This window comes from Paraburkholderia sp. BL9I2N2 (genome assembly GCF_004339745.1).
Classification (GTDB): Bacteria; Pseudomonadota; Gammaproteobacteria; order Burkholderiales; family Burkholderiaceae; genus Paraburkholderia.
Genome location: NZ_SMGP01000001.1, coordinates 293,353 through 309,045 on the forward strand (window position 1 = coordinate 293,353; position 15,693 = coordinate 309,045).

15 protein-coding genes are annotated in these 15,693 nt (G+C 64.0%); 6 read left to right on the forward strand and 9 right to left on the reverse strand.

Annotated elements, in window-relative coordinates; translation table 11 throughout:
• Positions 1-87: 87 nt before the first annotated feature.
• Positions 88-597, reverse strand: coding sequence for a flavin reductase family protein (locus B0G74_RS01350; protein WP_132373332.1), 510 nt, complete (start codon positions 595-597; stop codon positions 88-90).
• Positions 598-854: 257 nt separating this feature from the next.
• Here B0G74_RS01350 and msrA point away from each other — a divergent pair, with 257 nt between their 5' ends.
• Positions 855-1,403 carry a peptide-methionine (S)-S-oxide reductase MsrA gene (gene msrA, locus B0G74_RS01355; protein WP_132373333.1) on the forward strand — a complete coding sequence of 183 codons (549 nt, stop codon included), beginning with the start codon at positions 855-857 and terminating at the stop codon, positions 1,401-1,403.
• Between the two features lie 28 nt (positions 1,404-1,431).
• Here the strand turns inward: msrA and B0G74_RS01360 are convergent, their stop codons facing one another.
• From B0G74_RS01360 to pdxH, 3 genes are all read right to left on the reverse strand, one after another.
• Positions 1,432-2,850: a DUF72 domain-containing protein gene (locus B0G74_RS01360; protein WP_132373334.1), complete on the reverse strand. Its 1,419-nt coding sequence runs from the start codon at positions 2,848-2,850 to the stop codon at positions 1,432-1,434.
• Positions 2,851-2,921: 71 nt separating this feature from the next.
• On the reverse strand, positions 2,922-4,136 hold the full coding sequence (locus B0G74_RS01365) for a cyclopropane-fatty-acyl-phospholipid synthase family protein (RefSeq protein WP_132373335.1): 1,215 nt from the start codon (positions 4,134-4,136) through the stop codon (positions 2,922-2,924).
• Between the two features lie 141 nt (positions 4,137-4,277).
• On the reverse strand, positions 4,278-4,919 hold the full coding sequence (gene pdxH / locus B0G74_RS01370) for a pyridoxamine 5'-phosphate oxidase (RefSeq protein ID WP_132373336.1): 642 nt from the start codon (positions 4,917-4,919) through the stop codon (positions 4,278-4,280).
• Between the two features lie 230 nt (positions 4,920-5,149).
• Between pdxH and tcdA the strand changes: the two genes are divergently transcribed.
• Positions 5,150-6,007, forward strand: coding sequence for a tRNA cyclic N6-threonylcarbamoyladenosine(37) synthase TcdA (gene tcdA, locus B0G74_RS01375; protein ID WP_132373337.1), 858 nt, complete (start codon positions 5,150-5,152; stop codon positions 6,005-6,007).
• A gap of 83 nt (positions 6,008-6,090) precedes the next feature.
• On the opposite strand, the gene trxA is transcribed toward tcdA, so the two are convergent.
• Together trxA and B0G74_RS01385 are read right to left on the reverse strand one after the other, a co-directional pair.
• Complete coding sequence (gene trxA, locus B0G74_RS01380; RefSeq protein ID WP_132373338.1) at positions 6,091-6,939, reverse strand: thioredoxin; 849 nt, start codon at positions 6,937-6,939, stop codon at positions 6,091-6,093.
• Positions 6,940-7,030: 91 nt separating this feature from the next.
• Positions 7,031-7,906 (reverse strand): pirin family protein, encoded by an 876-nt coding sequence (locus B0G74_RS01385; protein WP_132373339.1) that lies wholly within the window; start codon positions 7,904-7,906, stop codon positions 7,031-7,033.
• Positions 7,907-8,095: 189 nt separating this feature from the next.
• Here B0G74_RS01385 and B0G74_RS01390 point away from each other — a divergent pair, with 189 nt between their 5' ends.
• The gene (locus B0G74_RS01390; protein WP_132373340.1) at positions 8,096-8,998 is read left to right on the forward strand and encodes an EamA family transporter; all 903 of its coding nucleotides are present in this window, start codon (positions 8,096-8,098) and stop codon (positions 8,996-8,998) included.
• Between the two features lie 86 nt (positions 8,999-9,084).
• On the opposite strand, the gene B0G74_RS01395 is transcribed toward B0G74_RS01390, so the two are convergent.
• Entirely contained in the window at positions 9,085-10,665 is a 1,581-nt protein-coding gene (locus B0G74_RS01395) for an N-acetylmuramoyl-L-alanine amidase (protein ID WP_132373341.1), read from the reverse strand.
• Positions 10,647-11,237 (reverse strand): tRNA (adenosine(37)-N6)-threonylcarbamoyltransferase complex ATPase subunit type 1 TsaE, encoded by a 591-nt coding sequence (tsaE, locus tag B0G74_RS01400; RefSeq protein WP_132373342.1) that lies wholly within the window; start codon positions 11,235-11,237, stop codon positions 10,647-10,649. The genes B0G74_RS01395 and tsaE overlap by 19 nt, the downstream gene beginning before the upstream one ends.
• A 17-nt stretch (positions 11,238-11,254) precedes the next feature.
• Here tsaE and queG point away from each other — a divergent pair, with 17 nt between their 5' ends.
• Genes queG through xerD form a run of 3 tightly spaced genes read left to right on the forward strand, consistent with a single transcriptional unit; the run spans position 11,255 to position 13,953 of the window.
• Positions 11,255-12,493 (forward strand): tRNA epoxyqueuosine(34) reductase QueG, encoded by a 1,239-nt coding sequence (gene queG / locus B0G74_RS01405; RefSeq protein WP_132373343.1) that lies wholly within the window; start codon positions 11,255-11,257, stop codon positions 12,491-12,493.
• 57 nt (positions 12,494-12,550) lie between these two features.
• Positions 12,551-13,021: a methylated-DNA--[protein]-cysteine S-methyltransferase gene (locus B0G74_RS01410; protein ID WP_132373344.1), complete on the forward strand. Its 471-nt coding sequence runs from the start codon at positions 12,551-12,553 to the stop codon at positions 13,019-13,021.
• The gene (gene xerD / locus B0G74_RS01415) at positions 13,018-13,953 is read left to right on the forward strand and encodes a site-specific tyrosine recombinase XerD (RefSeq protein ID WP_132373345.1); all 936 of its coding nucleotides are present in this window, start codon (positions 13,018-13,020) and stop codon (positions 13,951-13,953) included. Before B0G74_RS01410 ends, xerD begins: the two co-directional genes overlap by 4 nt.
• Positions 13,954-13,978: 25 nt before the next feature.
• Here the strand turns inward: xerD and B0G74_RS01420 are convergent, their stop codons facing one another.
• Positions 13,979-15,541, reverse strand: coding sequence for an AMP-binding protein (locus tag B0G74_RS01420; protein WP_132373346.1), 1,563 nt, complete (start codon positions 15,539-15,541; stop codon positions 13,979-13,981).
• Positions 15,542-15,693 lie beyond the last annotated feature (152 nt).

A 15,693-nucleotide genomic window follows, 5' to 3' on the forward strand; every position in this document is an offset into this window, starting at 1 on the left:
TTTGTTTTAGACGGCGAATTCCTCGTGCCGCCCGTCATTCCCAAACCACTTCAACCGCCCGTGCCGCATTTAAACGCGGCACCGCGTTCAAAGCGGTTTGAGTCCGTGAAACCGACCGTTCTGAAAAACCAGCGGCGAAGTCTCCGCGGCATTTTCGTGCACGCCGCAGCGCTCCACTTCACCGACGAAAATCACGTGGTCGCCCTCTTCGTAACGGCTGCGGTTATGGCACTCGAACCAGGCGAGCGCGCCGTCGAGCACCGGCATGCCGGTGTCGCCTTCCGCGTGCGACACGCCTTCGAAGCGATCGCCCTTCACGGTCGCAAAGCGCTTGCACAGCTCGAGCTGCGACGCGGCCAGCACATTGACCACGTAGTGACTGTTGGCGCGGAACACCGGCATCGATGCCGAGCGCGTGGCCAGACTCCACAACACCAACGGCGGGTTGAGCGAAACCGAATTAAATGAGCTGGCCGTGATGCCGATCAACTGGCCGGACGACGCGCGCGTTGTAATGACGGTGACGCCGGTGGCAAATTGGCTGAGCGCCTGCTTGAAGGCGTTCTGGTCGAAATTAGGCGGGCTGGCGCGCTTCATCGGGCGCAAGCCCCTGGCGCAAACCGGGTGAATCCCGGACTGAACCCGTCGCGTGCACGGCTGGAAACAAATGATTCGAAAGTCATAGTGAAAATCGTCGATTTGTCCCAATTTTAACTGCAATCGCGGCGGATTGGCCGCGACCCCAGCCGGCGCATGAAAAAGCCGCTAAGCTGGAAAGCTCGGATGGTGGCATGAGCGTTGCGGCGAACCGTGGACCGGCATCGGCCGACTATGAGTTTCAAGGAGCGAGCAGCATGAGTCAGACAGGCGAAGTCGCCACCCTCGGTGGCGGATGTTTCTGGTGCCTCGAAGCGGTGTACCTGGGCGTCGACGGCGTGAGCGCGGTGGAGTCGGGCTATGCGGGCGGCCAGACCCAGCGCCCGACTTACGAGCAGGTGTGCGACGGCGTGACGGGCCACGCCGAAGTCGTGAAGGTCGACTTCGATCCGGCGAGGATCAGCTATCGCGAGATTCTCGATATCTTCTTCGCGATCCACGATCCGACGCAGTTGAACCGGCAGGGCAATGACGTCGGCACGCAATACCGCTCGGTGGTCTTCACCCATTCGGATGCGCAGCGGGAAACGGCGTTGCAGGCGATTCGCGAGATCGGCGAACAGCGCATTTACGACGCTCAGATCGTTACGCAAGTGCTGCCGCTCGACGGCAATTACTGGCCGGCCGAGGCTTATCACCAGAACTATTTTGCGCAGCACCCGAATCAGGGGTACTGCTCGTTCGTGGTGGCGCCGAAGGTGGCGAAGTTTCGTCAGAAGTTTGCTCACCGGATCAAGGCGAGCTAATGGGACGAGCGGCTGTTTGGCGCGTTGCTTAAGCGCCGGAGTCAGGCGGCTGCCCGTTCTCGTCGGATGGCGGAGGTTCACTGTCGTGCTCATGCTCATGAGCGAGCCGCGCATACGCCTCGATAATCGCCCGCGCCAGCTCCACGCAGCTGAGCGGCGCTGATCCTTCCGCTTTATTGTTGATCGCGATCACCACCGGCTGGCCGGCCAGCGCGTAGCGCGCGGCCAGTTCGGCGAGTGACGCGCGGGTCGCCGGGTCGTGGTCGACCAACTGGTTGAACGGTTCGTACTTGGCCTTCGCCTGTTCGTATTTGAAGCCGCCGTGCAGGCTCCAGCGCACGATCAGCGGCCCAGCCGGGTCGCCGTCCAGCAACGCGAGCGCCGCGGCCTGACGCAGCGGATCGGGCATACGCGCATGAATCCCGACGCAATAACGCACGCCCGCCATTTTCAGCGTGCGGATGAAGCGCGGCGTGAGCAGGCTTGCGTCACGGATTTCAATCGCGTAGCAGGCGCTGTCCGGCAGCTTCGGCAAGGCCATCAAAAATTCAGCCAGCCGTTCGATGAATACAGCCGGCTGCGCAAGCATCTGATCCGGCAGCGGCGAAAGCTGGAACACCAGCGCGCCAGCCTTGGCGCCGAGTCCTTCGAGACACGGCGTGACGAAATCGTCGATCGCCATTTGCGCGTTCAGAAAACACGGATTCATCGAGACCGGCTCGCCGCGTTCAGCGCGCACGGTGGCGTCGGTGATCGTCATCGGCGCTTTGACGATGAAGCGGAAGTGCTCGGGCACTTGCTGCGCGTAGCGCAGATACTCGGTGACCGTGAGCGCCTGATAAAACGACCGGTCGATGCTGACCGTCTTCAGTAGCGGATGCGCGCCGTAGGCCGTGAGACCTTCGCGCGACAGTTTGCTGTTGCTGTACTCGTCGCCGTAGACGATGCCGTTCCAGCCCGGAAACGACCACGTCGAGGTGCCGAGGTGGATCTGCGGCGGCAGTTGCGCCGCGAGCGCGAGCAGTTCCGGCGAGGGCGGGGCCGCGAGGATTTCGCGGGTGCGGCGTTTTTTGGGGGCGTCGGAGGGGGCGGGCGTGGTGTTGGCTTCGGGCGCGGTGACGGCGTCGTCTGGCGCCGCCGCTTCGTCTTCCTGCCACAGAGAACCGGCGCTTGCGGTGTTCTTCGCGCGCGGCTGACGCCGGCGCTCGGGCTGTGTCGCGGCTGCGGATGCGGCGGCTGTATCAGCGGGCGAGGTTGCCCGCTCCATTGGCTGCTGACCAGTGTCAGCATCTGCCCCAGCCGTCCCACGCGGTAACTTCACACCGCCATCGCCCTTCGCCGAGGCTTCCACCGGCATCCCGAACAGATCGAACTGCACGGCTTCGCCATCGGCGCGAGACTCGCCTTCTACCGGCTGATCAATTTCGCTTGTCCCGCTCTGGTCCATCGGTGTTCGACCTGCTGTTCAAAGGTTGCACCGCGTCGCCCGCTCATGCACGGCGCCGCGGCGCAACCGTATCACAGCGGTTTGTCGTACATGAAGCGGCGCGACCACGGCAAGGTTTTCGCGCTGCGGCCGGCCTTGCGGCACACCACCTGGTAGATCGACACGTCGTCGTTTTCGAACGCGTAGGCGCAACCGGCGAGGTACACGCGCCAGATGCGGAATTTTTCGTCGTCGACCAGCTTGCGGGCTTCCTCCGCATGCGCTTCGAAATTCTCCGCCCAAATGTCCAGCGTGTGCGCATAGTGACGGCGCAGGCTTTCGACGTCAACCGCTTCAAGCCCGCCGCGCTGCATCGATTCGAGCGCAAGGCTGATATGCGGCAGCTCGCCGTCCGGAAACACATAGCGGTCGATGAATTCGCCGCCGCCGAGCGCGGTCTCGCCGCTGTCCGCATCGCTCGACGTAATGCCGTGATTCATGGCGATGCCGTCGTCGACCAGCAGGTCGCGGATCTTCTCGAAGTAGCCCGGCAGATTCTTGCGGCCCACGTGCTCGAACATGCCGACACTCGTGATGCGATCGAATTGCCCTTCGACGTCGCGGTAATCCTGCAGACGAATCTCGATCTGGCCTTCCAGCCCCGCCGCTTTGACGCGCGCGGTGGCGAGGTCGAACTGGTTCTGCGAGAGCGTCACGCCCACGCACTTCGCGCCGAATTTCTGCGCCGCGCGCAGGACGAGCGCGCCCCAGCCGCAGCCGATATCGAGCAGGCGCTGCCCCGGCTGCAACTGGATCTTGGTGAGGATGTGGTCGATCTTCTTGATCTGCGCGGTGGCGAGATCTTCGTTGCCGTTCTCGAAGTACGCGCACGAGTACACCATGTTCTCGTCGAGCCACAGTTTGTAGAACTCGTTCGAGACGTCGTAGTGATACTGGATCGCCTTCTTGTCCGACGCTTTCGAATGATTGAAGTAACGCCGCACGCGCGCCAGCTTGCCCGCGCTCGTGACGGTATTGCGCGCCAGCTGGTAGCCGATATTGATGATGTCCGACAGCTTGCCCTCGATGTCGATCTTGCCCTTCACGTACGCCTCGCCGAGATTGTCGAGGCTCGGTTCGAGCAGATAGGGCAGCGCCGTGGCGCTTTTGACATGTAGCGTGACCTGAGGCGCGGCGAACTGCCCGAAGTCATGTTGCTGACCATCCCACAGCACGAGGCGTGCAGGAACGTTAGCCCTGGTTTTTACATCTTCCACCCACTGCGCCAGCTTCTTCTCCCAGAACATGTGATCTCTCCGTGTCCGTTGAATTAAAGCAAAGCCTGTGTGGATCGCAACTCAATGCGGCGCGACTCCCATGCCGCGAGATGCCATCCGGCCGCCGCGCGCTGCTGCGTTGGCAACGCGGTGGCGGCGTTGTATTCCGATTCAAGGCGATAGGCGGGAGATTTGCCAATCGCTGTGTTCGCCTGAACGCGTGTAGAGCAAACGGTCGTGCAATCGCGACGGCCGGCCCTGCCAGAATTCGATTGCTTCGGGCACCAAACGATAACCGCCCCAGTGCGGCGGACGCGGTGGCTGGTCGCCGTATTGCAGTCTGATTTCGCGTTCGCGTGTTTCGAGCTGCGAACGGCTTTCAATTAGCTGACTCTGATTCGAAGCCCACGCACCGATGCGTGAATCGAGCGGGCGCGACGCGAAATACGCGTCGCTTTCTTCCGCGCTGGTTTTGACGATGCGGCCTTCCACGCGCACCTGCCGTTCCAGTTCGATCCAGTAGAACAGCAGGCTGGCGTAGGGATTGGCGGCCAGTTCGCGGCCTTTACGGCTTTCGTAATTGGTGAAGAACACGAAGCCACGCTCGTCGACGCCCTTGATCAGCACGATGCGCGCCGACGGCCGGCCACGCGAGTCGACCGTGGCCAGCGTCATGGTATTCGGCTCGGGCAGTTTGGCGTCGACCGCTTGTTGAAACCACGTATCGAACTGACGAAACGGGTTGCGGTTGATATCGGCAACGTCCAAAGAACCCAGCGAATAGTTTTTTCGAAGTTCGGCGAGTGAGGTCATGTTCTTATGCGAACGCTACAGTTCAATCAGTATAGCTAAGGCGCTGATTTTTTGCCCGCAGCCATGTCAAGGTCTCGCGCGGAGCTTGCATGCATGCCGGGCCGTGCGTGGCCCTTCGGCGTGGGGCTGTTCGCGGCGATGCAACTCGACGCGTTCAGGCAGAATACGAGGTTACGTACGCCTTTGCGTCGCCACTTCGTGTTTTAGCCCGACCAACGAGCCCTGCCATCATGTCCAGCACCACCGCGCAATCCGATCTTACTACCAGCCTCGACGGGAAAGAAACCGCCGACCGCGCGCGGCGCTTCGGCGGCATCGCGCGTCTGTACGGCGCGCCGGCGCTCGCCGCGTTCGAAGACGCGCACGTCGCGGTGATCGGCATCGGTGGAGTGGGGTCGTGGGTGGCGGAGGCGCTGGCGCGCAGCGCGGTCGGCAAGTTGACGCTGATCGATCTCGACAACGTCGCCGAGAGCAACACGAACCGGCAGATCCACGCGCTCGACGGCAACTACGGAAAACCGAAGGTCGAAGCCATGGCCGAACGCATCGCGGCGATCAATCCGTTTTGCGACGTGCGCTTGATCGAGGACTTCGTCGAGCCGGACAACTTCGACGCGATGCTCGGCGGCGGCTTCGATTACGTGATCGATGCGATCGACAGCGTGCGCACCAAGACCGCGTTGATCGCATGGTGCGTGGAGAAGAAACAGCCGTTGATCACGGTCGGCGGCGCGGGTGGCCAACTGGACCCGACGCGCATTCGCATCGACGATCTCGCGCTGACGATCCAGGACCCGTTGCTGTCGAAAGTGCGCGGCCAACTGCGCAAACAGCACGGTTTTCCGCGTGGCCCGAAAGCGAAGTTCAAGGTGAGCGCGGTGTATTCGGACGAACCGTTGATCTACCCGGAAGCGGCGGTCTGCGATATCGATGAGGAAGCCGAGCACGTCTCCACATCGCCGGGCCACACGGGGCCGGTCGGTTTGAACTGTGCGGGTTTTGGTTCGAGCGTATGCGTGACGGCGAGCTTCGGTTTTGCCGCGGCCGCGCATGTGTTGCGGGCGTTGGCGAAGCAGGCGACGGTTTGAAGTGATTCACGCCGCGGTGGATGCCGCGGCGCATTCAGGCGCTGCCGGGACGCCGCGCCTGAATATCGATTGAGCCAATCAGATCAGAACAACGAAGCGCTCAGCTTGCGCCGCCATTGCGACACCAGCTCCGGCTGATGCGCGGCCAGATCGAACACCGACAGCATCGTCTTGCGGCCGATATCGTCGCGGAACGTGCGGTCGCGTTGGACGATCGCGAGCAGATGTTCGAGCGCTTCCGCGTATTTGCGGCGGGCGATGAACGCGCTAGCCAGATCGAAACGCGCTTCGAGATCGGCCGGGTCGGCGGCGACCTTTGCCTCCAGTGCATCCGTTGGCGGCAAGTCGGCTGCGGCGTCCACCGCGTCGAGGCGAGTCTTGATCGCGTTGAATCGCGCGTCGATGCCTTGCGTCGTTTTCGGCGATAGCAGATCGACTTCGTTGCGCGCTTCGTCGATACGATTGTCTTCGAGCAGCATTTCAATGCGGTCCATGCGCGCTTCGTCGAAACCCGGGTCGTAGGCGAGGGCGGCTTGCAGCGCGTCGTACGCATCTTCGCGACGGCCTTCGTCCAGCGCGGTGTGCGCTTCGAGACGCGCGGCGTCCGCGCCTTGCGGCACCAGCCGTTCGAGAAACTCGCGCAACTGGCCTTCAGGCAGCACGCCGACGAACTGATCGACCGGCCGTCCGTCGGCAAAGGCCATGACGTGCGGAATGCTGCGCACCTGGAAGTGCGCGGCCAGTTCCTGGTTCTCGTCCACGTTCACCTTCACGAGCTTCCATTTGCCGGCGGCTTCGGCTTCGAGCTTTTCCAGCATCGGGCCGAGGGTCTTGCAGGGGCCGCACCAGGGCGCCCAGAAATCGACCAGCACGGGGGCCAGTGTCGACGCCGCGATGACGTCCTGTTCAAAAGTGGCCAGAGTGGTGTCCATTGCGTCCTCGTCGATAAAACGGTCTGTTGACTATTTGGGGCCGAACACTGCGGAATCAATGCTGCCCGAAGCCGCTTGCGCTCATCTGTGCTTATTTGCGCTGGGGCAGCGGAATCCATTCGGTTTCGCCCGGCACCTTGCCCATTTCCTGATTGGTCCACGCGAGCTTCGCGGCTTCGATTTTCTCGCGCGAACTGGCGACGAAATTCCACTCGATAAAGCGCTCGCCGTCCAGTTTTTCGCCGCCGAGCAGCATGACGCGCGCGCCGTGGGTGCTCGCCAGCGTCACCGTTTCGTCGAGCGCGAGCACCGCCATCTGGCCGACTTCGAGCGGCGTGCCGTCGATCTCCAGATCGCCGTCGACGAGATAGACGCCGCGTTCCTCGTGTTCCGGTTCGAGCGCGAAGGCGCCGCCCGGCGCGAATTCGCCGGCCACATACAGCGTGCCGGAAAACGTTGCGACCGGCGAGGTTTCGCCGAACGCCGTGCCTGCGATCACCCGCAGCGTGACGCCGTTGCGCTCGACCACCGGCAGCGTTTCGGCCGCGTGATGCGCGAACGACGGCTCGATCTCTTCGTCTTCGAGCGGCAGCGCGACCCACGTCTGAATGCCGTGCATGCTCTGGCCGCTCGCGCGGTCCTCGTCCGGGGTGCGCTCGGAGTGGACGATGCCGCGCCCGGCCGTCATCCAGTTGACGTCGCCGGGGACGATTTTCTGCTCCGAGCCGAGGCTGTCGCGATGCATGATCGCGCCTTCGAACAGATACGTCACCGTGGCGAGGCCGATATGCGGATGCGGCCGCACGTCGAGGCCGACGCCGGGTTCAAGCGTGGCCGGGCCCATGTGGTCGAAGAAGATGAACGGGCCGATCAGGCGCGCCGCCATGGCCGGCAGCACGCGCCGCACGGTCAGACTGCCGACGTCGCGCAGATGCGGTTTGAGGACTGCTTTGATCGAGGAGGACATGGGCAGGCTCGGCTGGAGTGTGGGTGGGGATTTTTGCTTAATAGACGATTCTACTGCGGTGGGCGCAATGACGACGGCTCGGCGACACGTCGACGCCCCGGCAACCTCCGGGATTCCGTAGCGCGGGCCGTCACCGCGTGCTGCCGGCTCCGCTAAACTGCCGGATCGAACAATCAATTGGAGACTGGGATGTCGCCCAGGGATTTGCTGCTCGCGCTGGTCGTGGTCGTTGCGTGGGGCGTCAACTTCGTCGTGATCAAGGTGGGTCTGCATGGCGTGCCGCCGATGCTGCTCGGCGCGCTGCGCTTCACGCTCGCCGCCGTGCCGGCGGTGTTTTTCATCAAACGGCCCAACCTGCCGTGGCGCTGGCTGATCGCGTACGGCGCGACCATTTCGCTGGGGCAGTTCGCGTTTCTGTTCTCAGCCATGTATGTCGGCATGCCGGCTGGACTCGCCTCGCTGGTGTTGCAGGCGCAGGCGTTTTTCACGCTGATTTTCGCGGCGATGTTCCTGCATGAGCGGTTGCGTTTGCCGAATGTCGTGGGTTTGCTGATCGCGGCGGGCGGACTTGCCGTGATCGGCATGCAAGGCGGCCACGCCATGACGCTGGCCGGCTTTGTCCTTACCTTGTGCGCCTCGTGTTCGTGGGCGCTCGGCAACATCGTCACGAAGAAGGTCGGCCAGGTTGACCTCGTCGGACTGGTGGTGTGGGGCAGCCTGATCCCGCCGCTGCCGTTTTTCGCGCTGTCGTACGCGTTCGAGGGTCCGCAGCGGATCGTCGCCGCGCTTTCCGGCATCAGCGCGATGTCGGTCTTCGCCATTGTCTATCTCGCGTTCATTGCCACGCTGATCGGCTATGGGTTGTGGAGCCGTCTGCTGTCGCGCTATCCGGCGAGTCAGGTCGCGCCGTTTTCGCTGCTGGTGCCGATTGTTGGCCTGGCGTCAGCGTCGCTGTTTCTCGACGAGCAACTGTCCGCGGCACAGATCGCCGGCGCTTTGCTGGTGATGGCAGGCTTGGCCGTGAACGTGTTCGGCGGCTGGGTCGTGCAACGGTTGTCACCCGCGCGTCGCGCGACCGGCACGTCCGAGTGAGAACAAAAACGCGGACGAGCATGAAGACGAAAAAACGGCCGCTCATCGAGCGGCCGTTCTTCATTGCATCAAAGCAGACGTGAGCATCATGTCATGCGATTCTTCGCGAGCGGTGGATTCGCCGCGAAATAGCGCTTGATGCCGGTCATGATCGCATCGGCCATCTTCTCGCGATACGCGTCGTCGTTCAGGCGGCGCTCTTCGTCCGGGTTGCTGATGAAGGCAGTTTCCACGAGGATCGACGGAATGTCCGGCGCCTTCAGCACCGCGAACCCGGCCTGTTCGACCGAGCCCTTGTGCAGCTTGTTGATGCCGCCGATTTCCTTCAGCACGAAGTTGCCGTAACGCATCGAGTCGCGAATCTGCGCGGTGGTCGACATATCGAACAGCGCGCGGTTCACGGTGGCGTCGGCGGACTTGATGTTGATCCCGCCGATCTGATCCGACGAGTTCTCCTTGTTCGCCATCCAGCGCGCCGCCGCACTCGAGGCGCCATGCTCGGACAGCGCGAACACCGACGAACCCTTCGCGTCGGGCGTGGTGAACGCGTCGGCGTGGATCGACACGAACAGGTCCGCGCCGACGCGCCGCGCCTTTTGCACGCGCACGTTAAGCGGCACGAAGAAGTCGGCGTCGCGCGTCATCATGGCGCGCATGTTCGGTTGCGCGTCGATCTTGGCGCGCAGCTTCTTCGCGATGTCGAGCGCAACGTGCTTCTCGTACGTGCCCGAGCCGCCGATCGCGCCCGGGTCTTCGCCGCCGTGGCCCGGATCGATCGCGACGGTCAACAGACGCACCGTGTTGCTCTTGCCGGACTTGGGATTGGTGAAGGCGTAGGTATCGTCGCTGCCGGCATCATCCGCGCCCAGCGTGCTGGCGCTGTTGCCCTTGTTGCGGGCGATGGCCGTGGGCGGCGCCACCGGCGCAGCGGGCGTGGCGGGCTTGCCGAGGATCGGCGGAACGGGTGTGGGCGCGACATGCACCGGCGGACGCGGCACGCTCGGCGCGGACCCGCTACCGCTGTTCTGCGCGTAACGCTCGAAGAACGCCTCGCTGTTATCGGCGGTGGGCGGCGTGGTGCCCGGACCGCTCAGCGTGGCGGGCGGCGGCGCGGCGTTCTCTTCGTTCAACGTCTGCTGCTTGTGTTCCGTCTGCGCGAGCAGATCCATCAACGGATCAGGCGCGACCGCGGGATACAGGTCGAACACCAGCCGGTACTTGTACGCGCCGACCGGCGGCAGCGTGAACACCTGCGGCTTCACCGAACCCTTCAGGTCGAACACCATGCGCACCACATGCGGCTGATATTGCCCGACCCGCACCGACTGGATCTGCGGATCGTTCGGCGTGATCTTCGAGACGAGGTCTTTCAAGGCCTGGTCCAGATCGAGGCCGCTCAGGTCGACCACCAGCCGGTCCGGTCCCTGCAGCAACTGCTGGGCGTTCTGCAGCGGCTGATCGGATTCGATCGTCACGCGCGTGTAGTCGCGCGCCGGCCAGACCCGCACGCCGAGCACCGAGCTTGCCCACGCGAGACGCGGCGCGACGAGGCCGAGCACGAGCGTGGACGCGCCCGCGCGCAGAATCTGCCGGCGCCGCCAGTTATGCGTTGCGGTAGCCGCCGATTCGATCGAGCGGAACGGTTTGATCAACATCTTTCGAGACATGCCTTTCCTGATTCGCTGTATGCCCGTGCGACGAGGACACGGCCGTCGCCTTCGTTCTCGCCATCATTGTCGTTGTCGAGGTCGAGCGAGAAGACAAGATCCGGCACGCCCAGGAGACGCCCCGCGCGTTGCGGCCATTCGACGAGGCAGACGGCGCCGCTGTCGAAGTACTCGCGAAAGCCGGCGTCGGCCCATTCGGCCGGATCGGTGAATCTATACAGATCGAAGTGATAGAGCGCGAGTTCCCCGGCGGGCCGCTCGAGCACGTAGGGTTCGACGAGTGTGTAAGTGGGGCTGCGCACGCGGCCGGTGTGGCCGAGGCCGCGCAAAGTTGCGCGCACGAGGGTGGTTTTGCCGGCGCCGAGGTCGCCGACGAGTTGGACTTGCAGTCCGTAGAACGCCTTGTCGCCGTCCGCGCCAGGCGCGTGCCGCGCGGCCTCGCGCACGCTTTCGATCGCCTGCGCGAAGCGCTCGCCGAAGGCCATGGTGGCGGCTTCGTCCGCGAGCGCGAAGGTGCGTTCGAGCAGGACATTGGCGGGCGGTTGGATCGCGAGATCGGGATTGACAGGCATTCTCGTAAAATGGCGTGATGAACCGAAGTCCGGAGTCCCCTGTTTCCTGCACGCCTGCGTCCAACGACGATGCGCGTGCCGAGCGTCATTTCGATGAAGCGGCGCTGCACGCGCTCGCGCTGAACATCAAAACGTGGGGCCGTGAACTGGGTTTCGGAGCGATCGGCATTAGCGACACCGATCTCTCCGCCGCCGAAGCGCCGCTTGCAGCCTGGCTGGAAGCGGGTTGCCACGGCGAGATGGATTATATGGCGAAACACGGCATGAAACGCGCGCGGCCCGCCGAGCTTGTGGCCGGCACGCGACGTGTGATTACGGCGCGCATCGCTTATTTGCCCGCGCAGACATTGAGCGGAAAGGCGCACGAAAGCGCTTTGCAGGACGGTCCGCTCACGCAAGAATGGCGCGCAGCCGAGCATGCGCGGCTCGCGGACCCGTCGGCGGCGGTCGTGTCGGTCTATGCGCGAGGCCGCGATTATCACAAGGTGATGCGTAACCGTTTGCAACATCTGGCCGAGAAGATCGAGGCCGAGATCGGCGCATTCGGCTACCGCGTATTTACCGATTCGGCGCCGGTGCTGGAAGTAGAACTTGCGCAGAAGGCCGGCATCGGCTGGCGCGGCAAGCACACGTTGCTGCTGCAACGCGACGCGGGTTCGCTGTTTTTTCTCGGCGAAATCTATGTCGATGTGCCCTTGCCGACCGACGCCGAGACCTTGCCCGAGGCCGCGCCCGAAACGCCGGGCTCGCATTGCGGGAGTTGCACGCGCTGTATCGGCGCCTGTCCGACCGGCGCGATCGTCGCGCCTTACAAGGTCGATGCGCGCCTCTGTATTTCCTATCTCACGATCGAATTGAAGGGCAGTATTCCCCTGGAAATGCGGCCGCTAATCGGTAATCGTGTGTATGGCTGCGACGATTGCCAGCTCGTGTGTCCATGGAACAAGTTCGCGCAGGCCGCGCCGGTCGCCGATTTCGACGTGCGGCGTGGGCTCGATCGCGCGTCGCTCGTCGAGTTGTTCGCGTGGAGCGCGGACGAGTTCGATACGCGTATGCAGGGCAGCGCGATTCGCCGCATCGGCTACGAGTGCTGGCTGCGCAATCTCGCGGTGGGCATGGGCAACGCGCTGCGTGCGTCGCCTGACAGTTTGAGCCAGCTGGCGCGCGAGGCGATCGTGCGGGCGCTGAGAATGCGGGTCGATGACGCTTCCGCCGTCGTGCGCGAGCATGTGGAATGGGCTTTGGAAGCGGCGTAAAGTAGCGGCAAACTTGGCGATGCGTTGCCACGCCGCGCCAGTGAGGAGCAGGCAATCATGTTCAATGCAGTGATCGATGCGCCGTTCGGCAAGGTCGGCATCCGCCTTGAAGGCGCAGCCGTGCGCGAGATCGTCTATCTGCCGGATTCGATGCAAAACATCGAGCCCGACACGCCGTTGGCGAAACAGGCCGCCGAACAGATCGAGCGATATTTCGAGCGCGCGTCCGCGAAGTTCGAGTTGCCGCTGGCTTCGGTCGGCACCGCGTTTCAGAAGCGCGTGTGGCAGGCCATCAGCGACATTCCGCCGGGCGTCGTGCTGACCTACGGTCAATTGGCAAGACAACTCGGCAGCGCGCCGCGCGCGGTCGGTCAGGCGTGCGGCGCCAACTACTTTCCGATTGTGATTCCATGTCATCGGGTGGTGAGTTCGAGCGGCATCGGCGGTTTCGCGAATCACGCCGAAGAGGGTTTCTTCCGCAACATCAAGCGCTGGCTGCTGGCGCATGAAGGCATTCCCTACGCATGAGCGATACGTTGATCGACGACGCGGCCGCCGCGTCACCTCTGTTCGTCGCCAGTTCGGCGTCGATCGATGCATTCTGCGACGCGCTGTGGCTCGAACACGGCCTGTCGCGCAACACGCTCGACGCGTACCGCCGCGACCTGCGTCTCTTTTGCGAATGGCTCGCGCAGAGCCGCAAGGCTTCACTGGACACCGCGAGCGAAGCCGATCTGAACGCGTATAGCGCGGCGCGCCAGAAAGACAAATCGACATCGGCGAACCGGCGGCTCTCGGTGTTTCGCCGCTATTACGGGTGGGCCGTGCGTGAGCATCGCGCGAAGGTCGACCCGACGGTGCGCATCCGCTCGGCAAAACAGCCGCCGCGTTTTCCGTCGACGCTCAGCGAGGCGCAAGTCGAAGCGCTGCTCGGCGCGCCCGACGTCGATACGGCTTTAGGGCTGCGCGATCGCACGATGCTGGAGTTGATGTACGCGAGCGGTTTGCGCGTGACCGAGCTCGTCACGTTGAAGACGGTGGAAGTGGGCCTGAACGAAGGCGTGGTGCGCGTCATGGGCAAGGGCTCGAAGGAGCGCCTGATTCCGTTCGGCGAGGAAGCGCATAGCTGGATCGAGCGCTATCTGCGCGAAGCGCGGCCGGCGTTGCTCGGCGCGCGCGCCACGGACGCGCTGTTCGTGACGAGCCGCGCCGAAGGCATGACGCGCCAGCAGTTCTGGAACATCATCAAGCGTCACGCGACGGCGGCCGGCGTGAATGCGCCTCTTTCGCCGCATACATTGCGGCACGCATTCGCGACGCATCTGCTCAATCACGGCGCCGACCTGCGTGTCGTGCAACTGCTGCTCGGCCACACGGATATTTCGACCACGCAGATCTACACGCACGTGGCCCGTGAACGGTTGAAGTCGCTGCATGCGCAGCATCATCCGCGAGGCTGATGCTGGGTTTGCGATTGCGCGTCCGTCAGAGAAACTCACGCAGCCGATGCTTGAGAATCTTGCCGGTCGATGCAGCCGGCAGCGCGGCGAGCACTTTGACTTCGGCCGGCCGCTTGTACGGCGCCAGACGCTCGCCGCACCAGTCGATCAATTCGGCGGCTGTCACCGTCGCGCCCGCAACCAACTCGACGAACGCGACCACTTCCTCGTTACCTTCCACCGCGCGCCCGATCACCGCCGACTGCACGACCTGCGGATGCGCGTTCAGCACATGTTCGACCTCGGCCGGGTACACGTTGAAGCCCGAGCGGATGATCAATTCCTTGCTGCGCCCGACGATATGCAACGCGCCGTCCGCGTCCTGTCGCGCGAGATCGCCGGTCTTGAGCCAGCCGTCTTCGGTTACGACCGCACGTGTCTGCTCAGCGCTGCGGTAGTAGCCGAGCATCACGTTCGGACCGCGCACCCATAGTTCGCCGATTTCGCCCTTCGCGGCGTCGATGCCGTCGAGTCCGACGAAGCGCACCTCGACACCCGGAATAACGTCGCCGACGGAACAATCGCTGCGCGGCGCATCGAGCATGGTGTGCGACACGGTCGGGCTGCTCTCGGTCATGCCATAGCCGTTGTGCAGCGGCAGACCGTAGACGCTTTCCACCTGCGCTTTCAAGGCGGCGTCGAGCGGCGAGCCGCCTGAATAGGCGAAGCGCAATTGCGGCGCGGACCACGCGTGGCCGTGCGTCTGCAGATGTTCGAGCAGTTTGGCGTGCATGGCCGGCACGCCCTGGAAGATCGACACGCGTTCCTCGGCGAGGGCGCGGCGCACGGCTTCCGGCGCGAAGCGCGGCACGAGCCGCAAGGTCGCGCCCGCCTGCAGGCTGCCCAGGCATACCGACGCGAAGCCGTACACGTGCGAGATCGGCAGCACGGCATAGACGACGTCGTCCGGGCCGACTTTGCGCAAGCGGCTCGAGATCGCGGCAATGAACAGCAGATTGCGATGCGACAGCATCACGCCCTTCGGTGCACCGGTGGTGCCGGTGGTGTAAATCAGCGCGGCGCATTGGCGGTCGTTTGCGGCTTCCACGGGCTCGGCTATTGCCGCGCTGTCCACGGTGTACGACCAGGCGCCGATGTCCGGCGTGATAGCCAGCGCTGCTATGGCTTGATGCCGCTGCGCGTGCTGCTTGGCATCGCTCGAGCTCTCTGTGGCGTAGGCGACCACGCGAGGCTGCGCGTGCGCGCGGATCGAGTCGAGTTCGGCCGCGGACAGGCGCGCGTTCGACACCAGCGCCCACGCGTCGAGTCGGGCGGTCGCGAACAGCAGTACGATCTGCACGATGCTGTTTTCCGCGACGATCATCACGCGATCGCCGCCGCGCACGCCCCATTCGCGCAGCAGCGCGGTGGCGGCGTCGACTGCCTCCAGCAGTTGCGCGCTGGTCAGGCGGCGCGCATCCTCGATCAAGGCGACGTGCTGCGGATCGCGGGCTGCGGCCAGCGCTGGAATGTCGGCGATGCGCGCGGGCAGGGCAGCCAGCAGCGCGGGAATGTCGATCGAGGAACGGGTGGATGAATCGAAGCTCAACGCTGTCTCCTTTGTCGACCGGAGTTGGCGCTTTAGCGCCTTACTCCGGTCCCATGCCTGTGTGCGGTCGACCGGAGTTGGCGCTTTAGCGCCTTACTCCGGTCCCATGCAAGTTTGCAAGAACAATGCGGTGCCCGGCGTGCGTTGCGCCG